The organism is Jannaschia halovivens (assembly GCF_046452375.1).
GTDB lineage: Bacteria > Pseudomonadota > Alphaproteobacteria > Rhodobacterales > Rhodobacteraceae > Jannaschia > Jannaschia halovivens.
Window position 1 is genome coordinate 132,279 of record NZ_JBKFDJ010000002.1, and the last position, 16,184, is coordinate 148,462.

Genomic DNA, 16,184 nt, shown 5'->3' on the forward strand with positions numbered 1-16,184 from the left:
CCCGCGCCCCCCGGCATATTTGACGAACATCGATGGCACCCCCTCGGGAGCCGACAGGCCGGATATGCGACGCGCCGTCACGCGGTGCCGCCATCCTTGAAGTCGAGCCCCATCGCGTCGAACCGCTCGGCCTCGTCGAGCCAGTTGGGGCGGACCTTGACCTGCAGGAAGAGGTGGACGCGGTGGCCGAGGAATTCCTCAAGTTCCAGCCGCGACGCCTTGCCGACGGCCTTGGTCGTCTCGCCCTTGTTGCCCAGAACGATGCCCTTGTGACCGTCGCGCACGACATAGATCACCTGGTCGATCCGGGTGGAGCCGTCCGGACGGTCTTCCCACGCTTCGGTCTCGACGGTGAGCTGGTAGGGCAGTTCCTGGTGGAGACGAAGGGTCAGCTTCTCGCGGGTGATCTCGGCGGCGATGGATCGGAGCGGCGCGTCGGCGATCTGGTCTTCGGGGTAGAACCACGGCCCTTCGGGGACGCGCGCGGCGAGGTCGGCGCGCAGGTCCGCGACCCCGTGACCCTTCTCGGCGGAGATGAGGAAGGTGCCCGCAAAGGGATAGCGATCGTTCATCTTCTGAGTCAGCGCCAGCAGCACTTCGGCCTGCACGCGGTCGATCTTGTTGACCGCCAGGAGGACCGGCGCGTCGGGTGCGCGGTCCTCGAGGCCCGTGAGGATCGCCTCGACCCCTTCGGTCAGGCCGCGATGCGCCTCGATCAGGAGGACGACGACATCGGCATCGGCCGCGCCGGACCAGGCCGCCGCCACCATCGCGCGGTCGAGACGGCGGCGCGGCCGGAACAGGCCGGGCGTGTCGACGAAGACGAGCTGGGCCGCGCCCTCCATCGCAACGCCGCGGATGCGGGCGCGCGTGGTCTGGACCTTGTGGGTCACGATGGAGACCTTCGCCCCCACCATGCGGTTGAGAAGCGTGGACTTGCCGGCATTCGGCTCGCCGATGAGGGCGATGAAGCCCGCGCGTGTGGTCTGATCTGTCATGGGGGCCATGTAGGCTGCCTGCGCACCGAAGGGAACGGGGACCGCGCCTTCAGTCCTTCAACGCCTCGAGAAGATGGCGCGCGGCGTCCTGTTCGGCGGCGCGCTTGGCCGTGGCCTCGCCCTCGGCGGCCTGCCCGTCTTCCAGCACGGCACGGATACGGAAGACCGGTGCGTGATCCGGGCCGCTGCGGTCCACGACCTCGTAATCGGGCGGGGCCATGCCGCGTGCCTGCGCCCATTCCTGCAGCGTGGTCTTCGGGTCGCGGGCGTCGTCCTCGACAGTGGCCACGCGGTCGCCCCAGAGGCGCAGGATCACCTCGCGCGCCGCGGCCAGCCCGCCGTCGAGATAGATCGCGGCGATCAGCGCCTCCATCCCGTCGCCCAGAAGCGCCAGCTTGCGCCGTCCGCCGGTGACCTGCTCGGATTTGCCGAGCTTCAGGACCGCGCCCAGGTCGATGGCGCGCGCCATCTCGGCGCAGGTTTCCTTGCGGACAAGCGCGTTGAAGCGCGGCGCGAGCTGGCCCTCGGCCGCGGTGTCGTCCTGGGCCATCACCGCCTCGGCCATCACGAGCCCGAGCACCCGATCCCCGAGGAATTCGAGCCGCTGGTTGTCGGGCCGCGTCTCGGAGCCGAAGGAGGCATGGGTCATCGCGCGGATCAGGAGTTCGCGGTCGGCGAACGCGTATCCGAGCCGCTCCTGGAACGCAGCGAGATCGCGCGACAGCTTCACGGCGCAACCGTCCCGGCGGGGTCTGGCAGGTCGATGTCGCGCGCGGCGACCGGGGCCGCCACGGCGGTCACACGATCTTCTCGAAGAAGCGGTCCATCCGCCAGGTCCAGAAGAACAGCATCCGCGAGCCGGCCGAGGAGAAGATTACCCGATCCGCGCGGCCGATCAGGTTCTCGTAGGGCACGAAGCCGACGCCGCCGACCGAGCGGGGCACGCGGCTGTCGCGCGAGTTGTCGCGGTTGTCGCCCATGAAGAAATACTGCCCCTCGGGAACGGTGAAGACGGGCGTGGTGTCGGTCTGGCTGGTGCCGATATCGAGGATCGGATGCGCCTCGTCGGCGCCGGGCAGGCTTTCGAGGGCGCGCCCCTTGATGCAGTCGCCGCCGAGGCCCACCGGCTCGTTGGCGCAGCGCGGCGTGAGGCGCTGCGGCCCTTGCGGGGCCTTGATCTCGATGAAGGGCTCGACCGGCGCGGTCGGAACCGGCGCGCCGTTCAGCCAGAGCGCGCCGTCGCGCATCTGGACGGTATCGCCGGGCAGGCCGATCAGCCGCTTGATGAAATCGGTGCCGTTGACCGGGTGGCGGAAGACGATGACGTCGCCGCGCTGCGGCTCGGACCCGAGGATGCGCCCCGAGATCGGGCACATCGAGAACGGGCAGGAATGGCGCGAATAGCCGTAGGCCATCTTGTTGACGAAGAGGAAGTCGCCGATCAGCAACGTGTCCTTCATCGAGCCCGACGGGATCCAGAACGGCTGGAAGAAGAGCGTGCGAAAGACCCCCGCGATCACCAGCGCCCAGAGAACGGTCTTGACCGTCTCGAGGATGCCTTCCTTCTTCTCTGCCTTGGCTGCCATCGCGCGTTCCTCCGAATGGCTTCGGGGGTGCCTTCGGGGCCGTGGGATGTCAACCGGGCCGCAGGGTGAACGCGACGGATCAGGCGTAGGGGCGCGCCTCGATCACAACGAAGGCCTGCGCCCAGGGGTGGTCGTCGGTCAGCGAGACGTGGATCACCGCCTCGTAGCCGTCGGGGGTCATCCGCTCCAGCCGCTCGGCGGCCCAGCCGGTGACCTGCATGACGGGCTGGCCGGTGCGCAGGTTGGTGACATGCATGTCCTTCCACGCGATCCCCATCCTCAGGCCGGTGCCCAGCGCCTTGGAGCAGGCCTCCTTGGCGGCCCAGCGCTTGGCATAGGTGCCGGCCACGTCCTTGCGGCCCTCGGCCTTGCGCTGCTCGGTCGCGGTGAAGACGCGGTCGCGGAAGCGGTCGCCGAAGCGGTCCAGCACGCCTTGGATGCGCTCGATATTGGCGAGGTCGGTTCCGATCCCGAGGATCATCGCGTGACCCCCTGCCGGATCAGCTCGGCCCCGGCCGCGCCGAAGATCAGCGCCACGCCCGTTTCGATGCCCCGGCGGGCGCGGATATAGGCGCGGCGCGGCAGGTCGCGCGACATCAAAAGCGCCCAAAGGAGGTAGTTCGACAGCCCGATCAGGGCGCAGGCCGCCGTGGCCATTACGAGCGGCCCGGCCCCGGCGGAGGCGTCGAGCCCCACGGCGAGCGCCGCAAGCCATGCGAGCACGGCCTTCGGGTTCGACAGGTTGAGGAGGAGGCCGGTGCGGAACGGCGCGCGGATCGCCGCAGGCGCAGCAGCGGTACGGCCTGCGCCGCGAAGGCCGGACCAGGCGAGCCAGAGGAGGATCGCGCCACCCCCAAGCCGCAGGCCGGTCATCGCGACTTCGGAGGCCGCGAGCATCGCGCCGAGGCCCAGCGCCGCCGCGATGCCCCAGGCGGCCAGCCCGAGTGCCAGCCCCAACGCCATGCGGATCGCCGGTCGGGGCCCCTGCCCCATGGCGAGCACGGAGACGGCGAGGTTGGCGGGACCGGGGGCGTAGGTGACGAGCGCGAAGGCGAGAAGGATCGCTGTCATGGCACGGTCACGGTGCCGGCGGCCTGATCGACAGTGAAACTCACGAGGAGCGCGTCGCCCTCGTAGGTCAGTCCGGGGATCTCGACGGTCAGGCCGCGCGCGGGGTCGTAAGTCGCATGCGCCCGTTCCAGCGAGAGGCTGGTGAAGCCGAGCCCCTCCCCCGCCGAGACGAGGCGGCAGTCGAGGAACGGGTCGTCCGGCGGCGGGAAGGTCACCATGACGTGGAAGGCTGCCGCGGCGGGTTCGGTCGTGTCGAGTAGGACCAACCGGATGGCGCCATTGGCGAAGGTCCGCGTCGCGTCGTCCCAGGCCACGTTGCGGGCGCTGGCGATCCAGCTGTCGCAATCGCCGACCACCTGTGCGGCGGCGGGCGGGGCGATCAGGGCCAGCGTGGCAAGCCCGCCGAGGACGACCGACCTCATGCCGCGCCCCGCGCGAGGTCCATCAGGCGGCGCATCTCGGCGATGGCGGCGGGCAGGCCCACGAACATCGCCTCGCCCATCAGGAAGTGCCCGATATTCAGCTCGACCACCTCGGGGATGGCGGCGATGGGGGCGACGTTGTCATAGGTCAGCCCGTGCCCCGCATGGACCTCGAGCCCGAGGCCGTGGGCCTGTGCGGCGGCGGCGGTCAGACGCTCCAGCTCGGCGGCGGCGGCGTCATGGGCGCCTTCGGCCACCGCGTCGGCATAGGCGCCGGTGTGGAGCTCGACCACGGCGGCCCCGACGCGGGCGCTGGCCTCGATCTGGCGGGGATCGGCGGCCACGAAGAGCGAGACGCGCGCGAACTCGGCCAAGGGCGCGATGTAGCCCGTCAGGCGGTTCGCGTCGCCCGCGACTTCCAGCCCGCCCTCGGTCGTCCGCTCCTCGCGCCTTTCGGGGACGAGGCAGACAGCGTGGGGCCGGGTCTCGGTCGCGATGCGGGCCATCTCCTCGGTGGCGGCCATCTCGAAGTTCAGCGGGATGCCGATGGCGTGCCGGATCGCTTCCATGTCGGCGTCACGGATATGCCTGCGATCCTCGCGCAGATGGGCGGTGATGCCGTCGGCTCCGGCCGCTTCAGCCATGCACGCGGCGCGCACCGGATCGGGATTGTCGCCGCCCCGCGCGTTCCGCACCGTGGCGACGTGATCGATATTGATGCCGAGGCGAAGGGGGGGCATTGGCGTCTCCGGGATCTTTCAGCGGACCATAGCGGCCGGGGCGCGGGGGGAAAGGGGCGCGCGCGGTCGCGGGCCCCGTCTCAGGAGGCGCCCTGCCCCGGTTTCTCGCCCTTGGCACCCTTGGCGGCGGCCTTTTCGGCGGCGCGGACGGCGGCCTTGCGGCGAATCTCGTCGAGCTTCTTCTTCAGGGCGCCGCGTCGTCGACGCTGATACGCCTCGATCAGCGGCAGGCTGACCGTATAGGCCGCGATGCCGGTGAAGATGCCGGGGATCAGCCCGCCGACGAGCCACGGAAAGAAGATGTCGTTCCAGAAGATCTGCGTCGCGGTCCAGTCGACGGGAATGCCGCGCAGCGCGTACCAGGCGTTCCAGAAGAAATCCTCGCCGGCGCGGACGAACTTGCCGAAGATGTTCTCGTCGACCTCGCCCCGGATCTCGGTCCCGAGCATCCAGTGCCCCAAGTTGAGCGACACGACCCCGATCGGCACGTAGGTCAGCGGATTGCCGAAGAACGTCCCCAGCAGCGCGGCCATTACGTTGCCGCGCAGCAGGAACGCGACCAGCGCCGCGACGACGAAATGCAGCCCGTAGAACGGCGTGAAGGTCGTGAACACGCCAGCCATGATGCCCCGGCTGATCTTGCGGGGCGTGTCCGGCAGGCGGCGCAGCCGGTGCTTGACGTAGAGCGCCGCCCGCTTCCAGCCGCCCCGCGGCCAGAGCGCGTGGAGGACGGTCTGCCAGACCGGCAATCTGTCGCGGCGCTTGAACACTTGGCTCTCCGCGGCCTCCTCGGTCTCAGGCGGGGACGGACTCGTCGGTCGCCGGGCGGGTGGATTGGGCGCGATGCCGCCGGACCTGGGCCACATCGTTGTCGCTATCGCACGCCATGATGACGGCATGCAGGTGTTCGCTGTCGCGGACCTCGACATCGATCAGCAGGCTGAAGAAGTCGGGTTTGCGGTCCTTGAAGCGCAGGTCCGAGATATTGGCGTTCTGCTCGGCGATCAACGTGCAGATTCGTCCCAGCACGCCCGGATCGTTCGAAATCGTCATGTCGAGCGTCACCGCGTTGCGCGCGGCGTGGTGACCGGGCGACCAGTGGATGTCGACCCAGCGCTCGGTCTGGTCCTCGAATTCGGTCATCCGGGGACAATCGATGGCGTGGATCGTGACGCCACGGCCGCGATTGGTGATCCCGACGATCCGCTCGCCCGGAAGCGGCTGGCAGCAAGGCGCGCGGTCGTAATGCGAGCGCGGATCGAGGCCGACGATGGCCTTCTCGGGGCCGATATCGGGGACGGGCCGGGTCTGCGACAGTTCGGGGAATAGGACATCGATCACCGCACGCGCGCTGACCTCCGAGGCACCGATCGCCGCCAGCAGATCCTCGCCATCCTCGTGACCCATGGCGCGCGCCGCGGTGTCGGTGGCCTTGTCGGACAGGCGCTTGCCGGCATGGGCGAAGGCCGCGCGGGCCAGTTCGCGCCCCAGCCGCACATGCCCGCCACGACGCTCGGCCTTGAGGGCGCGGCGGATCGCGGACTTGGCGCGGCCCGTGACCGCGATGTCGATCCAGGTGGCCTGCGGGCTCTGGGCTTCGGCGGTGATGACCTCGACCGACTGGCCGTTGCGCAGCCGGGTCCAGAGCGGCACGCGCATCCCGTCGACCCGCGCCGACACTGTCCGGTGCCCGATCCGCGTGTGGATGGCATAGGCGAAGTCGATCGGGGTGGCGCCCTTCGGCAGCTTCACGACGTCGCCCTTGGGCGTGAAGCAGAAGACCTGGTCGGTATACATCTCGAGCTTCACGGATTCCATGAACTCGGCGTGGTCGGCGGCTTCCTCGAACCGCTCGGTCATATGTGCCAGCCATTCGGCGGGATCGACGGCGAAGCGGTTCTCGGCCCGCACGCCGTCGCGATAGGACCAATGCGCGGCGACGCCACGTTCGGCGACCTCGTGCATCTCGCGGGTGCGGATCTGGACCTCGACCCGCTTGCCGTCGCGGCCCGACACGGTGGTGTGGATCGAGCGGTAGCCGTTTGATTTCGGCTGGCTGATATAGTCCTTGAAGCGGCCCGGCACGGCGCGCCAGCGTTGGTGCACGGCGCCCAGCGCGCGGTAGCAGTCGCCTTCGGAGGTTGTCACGATCCGAAAGCCCCAGATGTCCGAGAGCCGGCTGAAGCCGATCTCCTTCTCCTCCATCTTGCGCCAGATCGAGAATGGACGTTTGGCGCGGCCCATGACGTTCGCCTCGAGCCCCGCGCGCTCCAGCTCCAGCTCGATATCGGAGGTGATGCGGCGGATGACGTCGCCGGATTCCTTCTGGAGCGACACGAAGCGGCGCAGGATCGAGTTGCGGGCCTCGGGGTTGAGGACCGAGAAGGCCAGATCCTCCAGCTCCTCGCGCATCCATTGCATGCCCATGCGACCGGCCAGCGGCGCATAGATCTCCATCGTCTCGTGGGCCTTCTGCGCCTGCTTGTGCGGCTCCATGTGCCGGATCGTGCGCATGTTGTGCAGCCGGTCGGTCAGCTTGACGAGGATGACCCGCAGGTCCTCGGACATCGCCATGAAGAGTTTGCGGAAGTTCTCGGCCTGCTTGGTCTCGGACGAGGTCAGCTCCAGCCCGGTCAGCTTTGTGACGCCGTTGACGAGCTTTGCGATCTCCTCGCCGAAGCGCTGCGCGACGTCGGCATAGGAGGCGCGGGTGTCCTCGATCGTGTCGTGCAGGAGCGCGGTCACGATGGTCGCGTCGTCGAGACGCTGCTCGGTCAGCAGGCTCGCGACTTCGACGGGATGGGTGAAATAGGGCTCGCCCGAGCGGCGGAGCTGGCCCTCGTGCATCTCGCGGCCGTAATCGTAGGCCGCGCGGATCAGGGCGGTGTCCGTCCGGGGGTTGTAGGCGCGCACCAGCGCGATCAGGTCCTCGACCTCGATCATCGCGCGCGCCTCCCGGTCGTTATTGCTGGCCCTGCGCCTCCATCAGCGCACGCAGCAGCTTCTCCTCGGACATGTCGTCCTGCGCGGGGGCGTCCTTCTCGACACCCATCAGCAGGGACATGCTTTCCTCTTCCGGCTCGTCGACCTCGATCTGGGTCTGATTCGACTCGATCAGGCGCTCGCGCAGGTCTTCGGCGGATTGCGTCTCGTCGGCGATCTCGCGCAGGGCGACGACGGGGTTCTTGTCGTTGTCGCGGTCCACGGTCAGCGGGCTGCCGGTCGCGATCTCGCGGGCGCGATGCGCGGCGAGCATCACGAGGTCGAAGCGGTTCGGAACCTTGTCGACGCAGTCTTCGACGGTAACGCGGGCCATGGCAGCACCTTCTCAAGCGGATCGGAGAGGGCTTGACTTATGAGCATGTTCGGAAAACCGCAAGCCCCTGCGGCCCCGTCGCCGCGTCAAACGCCGGGCCAGGGCATCGGCCGGGCGGCGGCGCGCGCATGCCCCGGCAACGCGGCCCACATCGCGGCCACGCTGCGCCCCGTCAGCGGGTGACGCCAACGGGGTGCGACATCGCCGAGCGGGCCCAGAACGAAGGCGCGATCCTGCAGGCGCGGATGCGGCAGGATCAGCGTCTCGGGCGCGTCGCGGGCCTGCGCGTCCGCGTCGAGCCCGATCCAACGCCGGACCGTCGCCGGATCTGGCCGCACGAGCTGGCCCGCGGCGACGAGGTCGAGGTCGAGGATGCGCGGTCCCCATCGCCGGTCACGAACCCGGCCTGCCCGCGCCTCGACCCGCGCCAGCCGCGCCAGCATCGCGGCGGGCGGGATCGGCGCGTGAATTACGGCGGCGGCGTTGACGAAATCGGGCCCCGCGCCGGGCGGCCAGGCGGGCGTGGCCCAGGCCCGCGACAAGGCGACAGCGCCGCCGATCCGGCCCACGGCGCGCAAGAGGACGCGGGCGTTCGCGGCGGGTGTCGCGCCCGTATTGGCGCCCAGCGCGACGAGGTGCAGCGTCATGGCGGTCCCTCCTCGCCGTCAGGGTCGCGGCGGTCGCGCGCGGAAGCTGGGCAGACGCCAGCCGAAGCGGATCGAACCGGCGCGGAGCGCGAAGGTCACCGCGACACAGGCCGCGAGCCCCACCAAGGGCGAGCCGCTGAGTTCGCGCGCCGCCACGGCGGCGCCGCCCCCCGCCAAGGCCGCGGTGACGTAGAGTTCGCCCTGCTTCAGGACCAGCGGCAGCTCGTTGCAGACCACGTCCCGCAACAGCCCGCCCATGCAGCCCGTGACGATCCCCATCACGATCTGCGTCCAGATCGGGTGCCCGAGCCCCTGTGCCACGCCCACGCCAGCCGCGACCGCCACCGAGAGCGCGACCGCGTCGAGCCAGATCAGCACCGTCAGCCGCGACACCAGCAGGTGATGCGTGAAGAAGACCGCCATCGCGGCGACCCCGGCGGTCGCGACGGGCAGAGGGTCGGCCACCCAGAAGACCGGATCACGCCCGAGCAGGAGATCGCGGGTGGTGCCGCCGCCGACCGCCGTCAGGCAGGCGATGAAGATGAAGCCGATGGGGTCGAGCTGGGCGCGGGCCGCCGTCAGCGCGCCGGTGATCGCGAAGACGAGGACCGAGGCGAGGTCGAGGGCGATGAGCGCGGTCACGCGGCCCTCGCCCCTGCGCTTCCCGCGCGGGCCCGGCGCGCGCTCACCCCGTGCGTCCCGGCTTGAACGGCGCCATCCCGGCGCGGGCCAGCGCGTCGGCCCGCTCGTTCTCGGGGTGGCCGGCATGGCCCTTGACCCATTCCCAGGTCACGTCGTGGCGCGCCGCCGCCTCGTCCAGGCGGCGCCACAGGTCCTCGTTCTTCACGGGTTTCCGGGTCGAGGTCTTCCAGCCGTTCCGCTTCCAGCCGTGCAGCCAGCCCGTGATCCCGCCCTTCACATAGGCGCTGTCGGTGATGACCGTCAGGTTCGAGGGCCGCGACAGGGCTTCGAGCACCGCGATGGCCGCCATCAGCTCCATGCGGTTGTTGGTCGTGTCGGCCTCGCCGCCCTTCAACTCGCGCTCCTTCACGACCGCGTCGCCGTCGCGGGCGATCAGGATCGCGCCCCAGCCCCCCGGCCCCGGATTTCCCGAGCAGGCGCCGTCGGTATAGGCGAAGAGGTCAGGCATGTGCGATCACCGTAATATAGGGGTCATGTGTCCCGGCCAGCCCCGTGGCGCGCCCGGTGCGCACCGGCCCGAGGCGCAGGCCCGCATCGGTCAGCCAGCCGGTCAGTTCGGGCTCCGTGACGTAGGTGTAGAAGCGGCCTAGCGCGTCGCGCCCCTCGCCCGTCCCGATCTTCATCGCGACGTAGACGGTACCGCCGGGGCGGCAGGCGCGGGCGATGCGGGCGATCAGATCGGGCAGGTCGGCGCGCCGCGCATGGAGCAGCGAAAAGCTCGCCCAGATGCCGTCGAAGGCGTCCTCCGCCGTCAGGTCCGAGAAGCTGGCTTGCCGCGCCTCGACGCCGCGCCACCTCCCTGCCCGGCCGACCATCTCGGCGGAGGCGTCCCAGGCTTCGACCGCGAAGCCCATGTCGGCCAGCCACCCGGACATCGCGCCCGGACCGCATCCGAGGTCGAGTACGCGACCGCCAGGCGGCAGATGGTCCGCGAAATCCTCGAGATCGCGGGGCACAGGGCCGTCGAAGGCTTCGGCATAGTCTTCGGCCTTCGCGTCGTAGACCGCGATCGTCTTGCGGTCGGTCACAGCGCCACCGGCAGAAGGCAGGCCACGACCCCGGCCGTGAGGAGAAGCCGGAGCGCCATCCACCAGCGCGGCGCGAGACCCTGGTTCCAGAAGAGCCAGTCAAGCCCGAGAAGGCCGACGAACCCCGCGATCAGCGCGATCGCCGCCGACACCGGACCTCCGCCGACCATGAAGAATGCCCAGAGCGCGGGCAGCGTCGACAGCGCGTATCCCGTGGCCGCGACCGACCCTTCGGCGCGGGTCGCGAAGCCCCAGAGCACGCCGGACATGAAGGAAAGGATGATGGTGCCGTATTGCAACCCGACGAACGGTGCCACGAAGCGCCCGCCGAGCCACTCATAGGTCAGCGCGTAAGCGGCGGGGACGAACATCGTGACCACGGCCCAGAAGAACGGCAGCAGACCGGCGAGGCCGAGGAGCAGGGCGGATCGGGGGATCTGGGCGTCGAACATGGGGCCGGGATGCCACGGTGCGCGGCGGCGGGGAACCCCGTGCCGGTTCGCGATGGTGTACGCGCGAGATAGGGCGCTGCGGTCGGGCATCGGGCGGTGCGATCCTCAGGAGAACTTCGTCGGCACCATCCGGAAAGGGTTAACAGCTCGTTTCCACGAGAAAGGCGACCGATCCCTTCTCTGGCCACGCACGCGCTGTTAACCAATCGTTAATGAATATGAACGTTGCCCTCATGGCTCTGGCCACGATCCTCGCCGCGATCCCGCTCGGCGGTACCGTCGCGCAGTCCTGTCACAGCAGCTACGAGCTGGTCTGCGTGCCCGCGGGCGTCAGCGATGTCGACTGTGCCGGCGGCAGCGGGAACGGACCCTACTACGTCCGTGGACCGGTCCGAGTCGTGGGTTGGGACGAATACCAACTTGACCGCGACGGCGACGGCATCGCCTGCGAGCGCTAGGCGCGGTCCCGCATCACCGGTCCCCGCCGGGGCGAAGGGAACCGGGAACGACGTCACATCAGCATGTCGATGCGCACGGCCGGGGCCTGCGCTCCGGCGAGGACCGAGACCGTCGGGACGGCGATGGTGGTCAGAAGCAGCGCGCCGAGAAGGAGCGCGGGGATGCGAAGCGAATAGGGCATGGCAGATGCCTTTCCAGGGTGTGGTCCGGCGGGATGCCGGAGCTCTTGCCAGACAAGATGTCGCACCCGCCCCACACGTTCAAACCACGTTCCGTCACGGCTCGGCGAGCCGCGCGTGAGAGCACGCGTGCTCGACCTTCAGCCCGCTTGCCGCAACACGCGGGGCACCTTGAACTCGACGTTCTCCTCGGCGGTGACAATCTGGTCCATCGTGACATCGTAGCGCTCGAGGAAGGCCTGCACGACTTCCTCGATGAGGATTTCGGGCGCACTCGCGCCCGCGGTGATCCCGACCGACGCGATGCCGTCGAGCGCGCGCCAGTCGATGTCGGACGCCCGTTGCACCAGTTGCGCGTAGCCGCAGCCCGCGCGCGTCCCGACCTCGACCAGCCGCTTGGAATTCGACGAGTTGGGCGCGCCCACCACCAGCATCGCGTCGACCTTCGGCGCCATGGCCTTCACAGCCTCCTGGCGGTTGGTCGTCGCGTAGCAGATGTCTTCCTTGTGGGGACCGACGATGGCCGGGAACCGGGCCTTCAGCGCGGCCACGACCTCGGCCGTGTCATCGACCGATAGCGTCGTTTGCGTGATGAAGGCGAGGCGGTCGGGATCGCGGGGTGCGAGTGTCGCGACATCCTCAGCCGTCTCGACCAGCAGGACCTCGCCCGGCGGCAACTGGCCCATCGTGCCGACGGTCTCGGGATGGCCGGCATGGCCGATCATCACCATCTGGAGCCCTGCTTCGGAATGCCGTGCGGCCTCGATATGGACCTTGGATACCAGGGGACAGGTCGCGTCGACGAACAGCATATCGCGCGCGGCGGCCTCTGCCGGGACCGCCTTCGGCACGCCATGCGCGCTGAAGATCACGGGGCGGTCAGGGGGGCAGTCGTCCAGCTCCTCGACGAAGACCGCGCCGCGGTCGCGCAACCCGTCGACGACGAACTTGTTGTGCACGATCTCGTGGCGCACGTAGACGGGCGCGCCCCATTTCTCGAGCGCCATCTCGACGATCTTGATGGCCCGGTCGACGCCCGCGCAGAACCCGCGCGGCGCGGCCATGTAGAGGGTCAGGGGGGGCTTACTCATCGTGGCACTCCGTAGGTCCCTCCGGGATGTAGGCAATGCGCGGCATCGGGTAAAGCGACGGGCACCGCTCACGGTGTCGTGACTTCCCTTCCCCCGCGGGAGGGATGCGATGCGCCGCGCACCCGTCCCGGAGATCGCCATGCAACGCCGCCTTCTGATCCTCGTCCTCGCCGCCGCCGCGGCGGTCTCGGCCTTCCTGCTTCGCCCGGTCCCGGCCGATGCCGATGCGGGGCCGCGGCTGGCGCATGACGACCCGGAGGTCGTCGGGCGGGGAAAGGCGATCTACGACGTGCAATGCGCTGCCTGCCACGGCGCCGACCTCGAAGGACAGCCGGATTGGAGGGTCCGCGATGCAGACGGCCTTCTGCCTGCGCCGCCGCATGACGAAAGCGGTCATACCTGGCACCATCCGTCCGAGATGCTGATCGCGATCACTCGGCTTGGGTCCGAAGAAATGGTCGGCGGTGGCTACAAGAGCGCCATGCAGGGCTTCGGCGACGTCCTTTCCGAGGAGGAGATCGCCGCGACGCTTGCCTATATCAAGTCGACCTGGCCCGCCGAGATCATCGCCGCCCATGAAGAGATCGACGCACGCCACGCCGAACGCTGAGCGCTGTGCGCCTTCTCACGCCATCATCATCGCCGCCGCCTTCTCGGCGATGGCGAGGGTCGGCGCGTTGGTGTTGCCCGACACGATCGACGGCATGACGCTGGCATCCACGACATGCAGCCCGCCCACGCCGATCACCGCCAGCCGGTCGTCGACGACGCGCCCCATCCCGCAGGTGCCGACCGGGTGGAAGATGCTCGACGCGTTGCGCGCGACCTCGGTCAGAAGCGCCTCGCGTTCGGTATGGACGTCGCCGGGGCGCACCTCCTCAGGCCGGTAGCGCGCGAGCGGCGCGGCGCGGAACAGCGCGCGCGTCCGCTCCATCGCGCGCATGGCGACGATGCGGTCGGCCTCGTCGGCGAGGTAGTTGGGCTGGATCTCGGGCGGGGTCCCGGGATCGGGGCTGACGGCGCGGACATGGCCGCGCGACCGGGGCCGCAGGTTGCAGACGCTGGCGGTGACGGCGGGAAACGGGTCGAGATCCTCGCCGAAGGCTTCGAGGCTGAGCGGCTGGAAGTGGTATTGCAGATCCGCCGTCGCGACCTCGGGGCCGGACCGCACGAAAGCGCCGAGCTGCGACGGCGCCATCGACAGCGGCCCACGTCGATGCAGCGCGTATTCCAGCGCGATCCGCGCCTTGCCGGCCAGCGTCGCGGCCCGGTCGTTCAGCGTCTCGGCGCCCCGGACGCGAAAGACCGGCCGCATCTGGAGATGGTCCTGCAATTCAGCACCGACCGCCGCGTTGTGGTGGCGCGTCTCGATCCCGAGGCCCTGTAGCCGGTCGCCGTCCCCCACGCCCGACAGCTCCAGCAGGTGCGGCGAGCCGACGGACCCCGCGCTGAGGATGACGCGAGCCGCCGTGATCCGCCGCCCATCCATGAGTTCGATGCCGCGCGCGATGCCGCCCTCGATCACCACCCGCGCAACCTGCGCGCCGACCGAGACGGCGAGGTTCGGACGGCCCTGCGCGGGCTTGAGGAACGCGCCCGCCGCCGAGAGCCTGCGCCCACCCCGCTGCGTGACCTGGTAGTACCCGACGCCCTCGTTGTCGCCGCGGTTGAAGTCGCGCGCCTCGGGCACGCCGGTGGCCACCATCGCGTCGCGCACCGCATCGAGGATCGGCCAGTGCAGCCGCTGGCGGTCGATGGCCAACTCGCCCGCGCCGCCATGGACGTCGTCGCCGCCGTCGACATGGGCCTCGTGGCGCTTGAAGAACGGCAGCATGTCGTCCCAGCCCCAGCCGCGATGCCCGGCCTGCGCCCAACCGTCCCAGTCGGCGGCCTGTCCGCGCATGTAGATCATGCCGTTGATGCTGCTGCAGCCGCCGAGGACGCGGCCCCGCGGATAGGCCAGCGCGCGCCCCGCGAGCCCCGGCACCGGCGCGGTCCTGAGGCACCAGTCGGTGCGCGGATTGCCCATGGTGTAGAGATACCCGGCCGGGACGTGGATCCACGGATAGGTGTCGCGCCCGCCCGCTTCGACCAGAAGGACGCGGGTAGCGGGATCGGCGCTCAGACGGTTGGCCAGAAGGCAGCCGGCCGTGCCCGCGCCGACGATGATGACGTCGTGATCCATGACGGCCAGAGGATCATGCGCGCGGCGTCGCGGAAAGCCCCGCGTCGCGCGGGCGTCAGCGGCGCCAGTGGAAGGGCACGATGATGAGCGCGCCGATCGATGCCGCGATGGCATTCAGCCCCGAGGAGCGGAACCCGATCCCGAACATCAAAGTCACGAAATACATCAGGAACGCGCCGCCGATGCAGATGATGATGCTCTGCAGGTAGCCGTTATGGGTGAAGCCCGAGCGTTCCGAGACGTAGCCGACGATGCCAGCGATCACGACGGTTCCGATCAGGGTGGGAAACATGCTCAGCCCTCCAGCGGGTCGCCGGGCGCCAACCGCGCGCCGTTTCGGAAATCGGCGCCCGAGACCGGACCACGTCCGGCGGGTTGCACCTCAAGCAGTTCGACCGAGCCGTCGCCGGTGCCGATCACGAGGCCCGGTGCATCGGCCAGGCATCCCGGTTCGGCCACGGCGCGGGCGGGTGCGGCGCGCAGCAGCTTCAGCCGCGCGCCCTCGCGGGTGACGTAGGCGCCGGGAAAGGGCGACAGGCCGTTGATCTGACGGCGGACGACATCCGCGCCCCAGCCCCAGTCGAGCACCGCCTCGGACTTGTCGATCTTGGCGGCGTAGCTGACGCCGTCCTCGGGCTGGATCACGGGCGAGAGGCGCTCGATCTGCGGCAGGGTCGCCACCGCCAGCCGCGCGCCCATTTCGGCCAGACGGTCGTGCAGGTCGCCGGTCGTGTCGGTGTGGGCGATGTCGGTGCCCTCGCGCATGAGGACCGGCCCGGTGTCGAGCCCGGCCTCCATCGCCATGATGCACACGCCCGTGCGCGCGTCGCCCGCCATGATGGCGCGGTGGATTGGCGCCGCCCCGCGCCAGCGCGGCAGGAGCGAAGCATGGACGTTGATGCAGCCCAGGCGCGGCGCGTCGAGGACGGGCTGAGGCAGGATCAGGCCGTAGGCGACGACGACCGCAACATCGGCATCGAGTGCGGCGAAGTCGGCCTGCGCGGCCTCGTCCCGAAGGGTGCGCGGCGCGCGGACCTCGATCCCCAGCGCCTCGGCCCGGACCTGTACGGGCGAAGGCCGGTCCTTCTTGCCGCGCCCGGCGGGACGGGGCGGCTGGGTATAGGCGCAGGCGATCTCGTGCCCCGCCCCGGCCAGCGCGTCCAGCACCGGCACGGCGAAATCCGGCGTGCCCATGAACACGATCCTCATGGCGCGACCCCTCCTGCGGTGGGCGTCGGGGCGACCCAGGGTGCGGCGCCGGCGGGGCGCTCCGGTCGGGTCGCGGGCGGGCGCGACACCGGATGCGCC

At 70.0% G+C, this 16,184-nt stretch carries 22 protein-coding genes; 2 read left to right on the forward strand and 20 right to left on the reverse strand.

What is annotated here, in order from left to right:
* Positions 1-77: 77 nt before the first annotated feature.
* The 15 genes from era to ACK8OR_RS14050 all read right to left on the reverse strand — a co-directional run bounded on the left by era (position 78) and on the right by ACK8OR_RS14050 (position 10,962).
* On the reverse strand, positions 78-998 hold the full coding sequence (era, locus tag ACK8OR_RS13980; RefSeq protein ID WP_410190030.1) for a GTPase Era: 921 nt from the start codon (positions 996-998) through the stop codon (positions 78-80).
* A gap of 49 nt (positions 999-1,047) precedes the next feature.
* Positions 1,048-1,728, reverse strand: coding sequence for a ribonuclease III (gene rnc, locus ACK8OR_RS13985; RefSeq protein ID WP_410190031.1), 681 nt, complete (start codon positions 1,726-1,728; stop codon positions 1,048-1,050).
* A gap of 67 nt (positions 1,729-1,795) precedes the next feature.
* Entirely contained in the window at positions 1,796-2,584 is a 789-nt protein-coding gene (lepB, locus tag ACK8OR_RS13990) for a signal peptidase I (protein WP_410190032.1), read from the reverse strand.
* Between the two features lie 79 nt (positions 2,585-2,663).
* The gene (gene acpS / locus ACK8OR_RS13995) at positions 2,664-3,065 is read right to left on the reverse strand and encodes a holo-ACP synthase (protein ID WP_410190033.1); all 402 of its coding nucleotides are present in this window, start codon (positions 3,063-3,065) and stop codon (positions 2,664-2,666) included.
* On the reverse strand, positions 3,062-3,655 hold the full coding sequence (locus ACK8OR_RS14000; protein ID WP_410190034.1) for a LysE family translocator: 594 nt from the start codon (positions 3,653-3,655) through the stop codon (positions 3,062-3,064). The genes acpS and ACK8OR_RS14000 overlap by 4 nt, the downstream gene beginning before the upstream one ends.
* Positions 3,652-4,077 carry a hypothetical protein gene (locus ACK8OR_RS14005; protein ID WP_410190035.1) on the reverse strand — a complete coding sequence of 142 codons (426 nt, stop codon included), beginning with the start codon at positions 4,075-4,077 and terminating at the stop codon, positions 3,652-3,654. The genes ACK8OR_RS14000 and ACK8OR_RS14005 overlap by 4 nt, the downstream gene beginning before the upstream one ends.
* Positions 4,074-4,817, reverse strand: coding sequence for a pyridoxine 5'-phosphate synthase (locus tag ACK8OR_RS14010; RefSeq protein ID WP_410190036.1), 744 nt, complete (start codon positions 4,815-4,817; stop codon positions 4,074-4,076). The genes ACK8OR_RS14005 and ACK8OR_RS14010 overlap by 4 nt, the downstream gene beginning before the upstream one ends.
* Positions 4,818-4,897: 80 nt before the next feature.
* Complete coding sequence (locus ACK8OR_RS14015) at positions 4,898-5,587, reverse strand: DUF2062 domain-containing protein (protein ID WP_410190037.1); 690 nt, start codon at positions 5,585-5,587, stop codon at positions 4,898-4,900.
* Positions 5,588-5,612: 25 nt separating this feature from the next.
* Positions 5,613-7,760 (reverse strand): RelA/SpoT family protein, encoded by a 2,148-nt coding sequence (locus ACK8OR_RS14020; protein ID WP_410190038.1) that lies wholly within the window; start codon positions 7,758-7,760, stop codon positions 5,613-5,615.
* Positions 7,761-7,779: 19 nt separating this feature from the next.
* Entirely contained in the window at positions 7,780-8,133 is a 354-nt protein-coding gene (gene rpoZ, locus ACK8OR_RS14025; protein ID WP_410190039.1) for a DNA-directed RNA polymerase subunit omega, read from the reverse strand.
* A gap of 86 nt (positions 8,134-8,219) precedes the next feature.
* Positions 8,220-8,780, reverse strand: a complete 561-nt coding sequence (gene folK, locus ACK8OR_RS14030; RefSeq protein WP_410190040.1) for a 2-amino-4-hydroxy-6-hydroxymethyldihydropteridine diphosphokinase — start codon at positions 8,778-8,780, stop codon at positions 8,220-8,222.
* Between the two features lie 18 nt (positions 8,781-8,798).
* Positions 8,799-9,422 (reverse strand): trimeric intracellular cation channel family protein, encoded by a 624-nt coding sequence (locus tag ACK8OR_RS14035; protein ID WP_410190041.1) that lies wholly within the window; start codon positions 9,420-9,422, stop codon positions 8,799-8,801.
* 43 nt (positions 9,423-9,465) lie between these two features.
* Positions 9,466-9,930, reverse strand: a complete 465-nt coding sequence (gene rnhA / locus ACK8OR_RS14040) for a ribonuclease HI (RefSeq protein ID WP_410190042.1) — start codon at positions 9,928-9,930, stop codon at positions 9,466-9,468.
* The gene (locus ACK8OR_RS14045) at positions 9,923-10,510 is read right to left on the reverse strand and encodes a class I SAM-dependent methyltransferase (protein WP_410190043.1); all 588 of its coding nucleotides are present in this window, start codon (positions 10,508-10,510) and stop codon (positions 9,923-9,925) included. The genes rnhA and ACK8OR_RS14045 overlap by 8 nt, the downstream gene beginning before the upstream one ends.
* Positions 10,507-10,962 carry a DUF3429 domain-containing protein gene (locus tag ACK8OR_RS14050; RefSeq protein WP_410190044.1) on the reverse strand — a complete coding sequence of 152 codons (456 nt, stop codon included), beginning with the start codon at positions 10,960-10,962 and terminating at the stop codon, positions 10,507-10,509. Before ACK8OR_RS14050 ends, ACK8OR_RS14045 begins: the two co-directional genes overlap by 4 nt.
* Before the next feature lie 218 nt (positions 10,963-11,180).
* Here ACK8OR_RS14050 and ACK8OR_RS14055 point away from each other — a divergent pair, with 218 nt between their 5' ends.
* Complete coding sequence (locus ACK8OR_RS14055) at positions 11,181-11,420, forward strand: excalibur calcium-binding domain-containing protein (protein WP_410190045.1); 240 nt, start codon at positions 11,181-11,183, stop codon at positions 11,418-11,420.
* A 53-nt stretch (positions 11,421-11,473) separates the two neighbouring features.
* Here the strand turns inward: ACK8OR_RS14055 and ACK8OR_RS14060 are convergent, their stop codons facing one another.
* Positions 11,474-11,602, reverse strand: coding sequence for a hypothetical protein (locus ACK8OR_RS14060; RefSeq protein ID WP_410190046.1), 129 nt, complete (start codon positions 11,600-11,602; stop codon positions 11,474-11,476).
* Positions 11,603-11,740: 138 nt separating this feature from the next.
* Positions 11,741-12,691, reverse strand: coding sequence for a 4-hydroxy-3-methylbut-2-enyl diphosphate reductase (ispH, locus tag ACK8OR_RS14065; protein ID WP_410190047.1), 951 nt, complete (start codon positions 12,689-12,691; stop codon positions 11,741-11,743).
* Between the two features lie 139 nt (positions 12,692-12,830).
* Between ispH and ACK8OR_RS14070 the strand changes: the two genes are divergently transcribed.
* Entirely contained in the window at positions 12,831-13,301 is a 471-nt protein-coding gene (locus ACK8OR_RS14070) for a c-type cytochrome (protein ID WP_410190048.1), read from the forward strand.
* Positions 13,302-13,316: 15 nt separating this feature from the next.
* Here ACK8OR_RS14070 and ACK8OR_RS14075 read toward each other — a convergent pair whose 3' ends face one another.
* The 3 genes from ACK8OR_RS14075 to fmt are packed head-to-tail and all read right to left on the reverse strand — an operon-like array spanning position 13,317 to position 16,085.
* Positions 13,317-14,876: a GMC family oxidoreductase gene (locus tag ACK8OR_RS14075; protein ID WP_410190049.1), complete on the reverse strand. Its 1,560-nt coding sequence runs from the start codon at positions 14,874-14,876 to the stop codon at positions 13,317-13,319.
* Positions 14,877-14,931: 55 nt separating this feature from the next.
* Positions 14,932-15,168 carry a hypothetical protein gene (locus ACK8OR_RS14080; RefSeq protein ID WP_410190050.1) on the reverse strand — a complete coding sequence of 79 codons (237 nt, stop codon included), beginning with the start codon at positions 15,166-15,168 and terminating at the stop codon, positions 14,932-14,934.
* Between the two features lie 2 nt (positions 15,169-15,170).
* Positions 15,171-16,085 carry a methionyl-tRNA formyltransferase gene (fmt, locus tag ACK8OR_RS14085; RefSeq protein WP_410190051.1) on the reverse strand — a complete coding sequence of 305 codons (915 nt, stop codon included), beginning with the start codon at positions 16,083-16,085 and terminating at the stop codon, positions 15,171-15,173.
* Positions 16,086-16,184: the final 99 nt, after the last annotated feature.

Coding starts and splice junctions, on each gene's coding strand:
- era (WP_410190030.1), bottom strand. CDS start 998: ATGACAGATCAGACCACACGCGCGGGCTTCATCGCCCTCATCGGCGAG.
- lepB (WP_410190032.1), bottom strand. CDS start 2,584: ATGGCAGCCAAGGCAGAGAAGAAGGAAGGCATCCTCGAGACGGTCAAG.
- acpS (WP_410190033.1), bottom strand. CDS start 3,065: ATGATCCTCGGGATCGGAACCGACCTCGCCAATATCGAGCGCATCCAA.
- ACK8OR_RS14000 (WP_410190034.1), bottom strand. CDS start 3,655: ATGACAGCGATCCTTCTCGCCTTCGCGCTCGTCACCTACGCCCCCGGT.
- ACK8OR_RS14005 (WP_410190035.1), bottom strand. CDS start 4,077: ATGAGGTCGGTCGTCCTCGGCGGGCTTGCCACGCTGGCCCTGATCGCC.
- ACK8OR_RS14010 (WP_410190036.1), bottom strand. CDS start 4,817: ATGCCCCCCCTTCGCCTCGGCATCAATATCGATCACGTCGCCACGGTG.
- ACK8OR_RS14020 (WP_410190038.1), bottom strand. CDS start 7,760: ATGATCGAGGTCGAGGACCTGATCGCGCTGGTGCGCGCCTACAACCCC.
- rpoZ (WP_410190039.1), bottom strand. CDS start 8,133: ATGGCCCGCGTTACCGTCGAAGACTGCGTCGACAAGGTTCCGAACCGC.
- folK (WP_410190040.1), bottom strand. CDS start 8,780: ATGACGCTGCACCTCGTCGCGCTGGGCGCCAATACGGGCGCGACACCC.
- rnhA (WP_410190042.1), bottom strand. CDS start 9,930: ATGCCTGACCTCTTCGCCTATACCGACGGCGCCTGCTCGGGAAATCCG.
- ACK8OR_RS14050 (WP_410190044.1), bottom strand. CDS start 10,962: ATGTTCGACGCCCAGATCCCCCGATCCGCCCTGCTCCTCGGCCTCGCC.
- ACK8OR_RS14055 (WP_410190045.1), top strand. CDS start 11,181: ATGAACGTTGCCCTCATGGCTCTGGCCACGATCCTCGCCGCGATCCCG.
- ACK8OR_RS14060 (WP_410190046.1), bottom strand. CDS start 11,602: ATGCCCTATTCGCTTCGCATCCCCGCGCTCCTTCTCGGCGCGCTGCTT.
- ispH (WP_410190047.1), bottom strand. CDS start 12,691: ATGAGTAAGCCCCCCCTGACCCTCTACATGGCCGCGCCGCGCGGGTTC.
- ACK8OR_RS14070 (WP_410190048.1), top strand. CDS start 12,831: ATGCAACGCCGCCTTCTGATCCTCGTCCTCGCCGCCGCCGCGGCGGTC.
- ACK8OR_RS14075 (WP_410190049.1), bottom strand. CDS start 14,876: ATGGATCACGACGTCATCATCGTCGGCGCGGGCACGGCCGGCTGCCTT.
- ACK8OR_RS14080 (WP_410190050.1), bottom strand. CDS start 15,168: ATGTTTCCCACCCTGATCGGAACCGTCGTGATCGCTGGCATCGTCGGC.
- fmt (WP_410190051.1), bottom strand. CDS start 16,085: ATGAGGATCGTGTTCATGGGCACGCCGGATTTCGCCGTGCCGGTGCTG.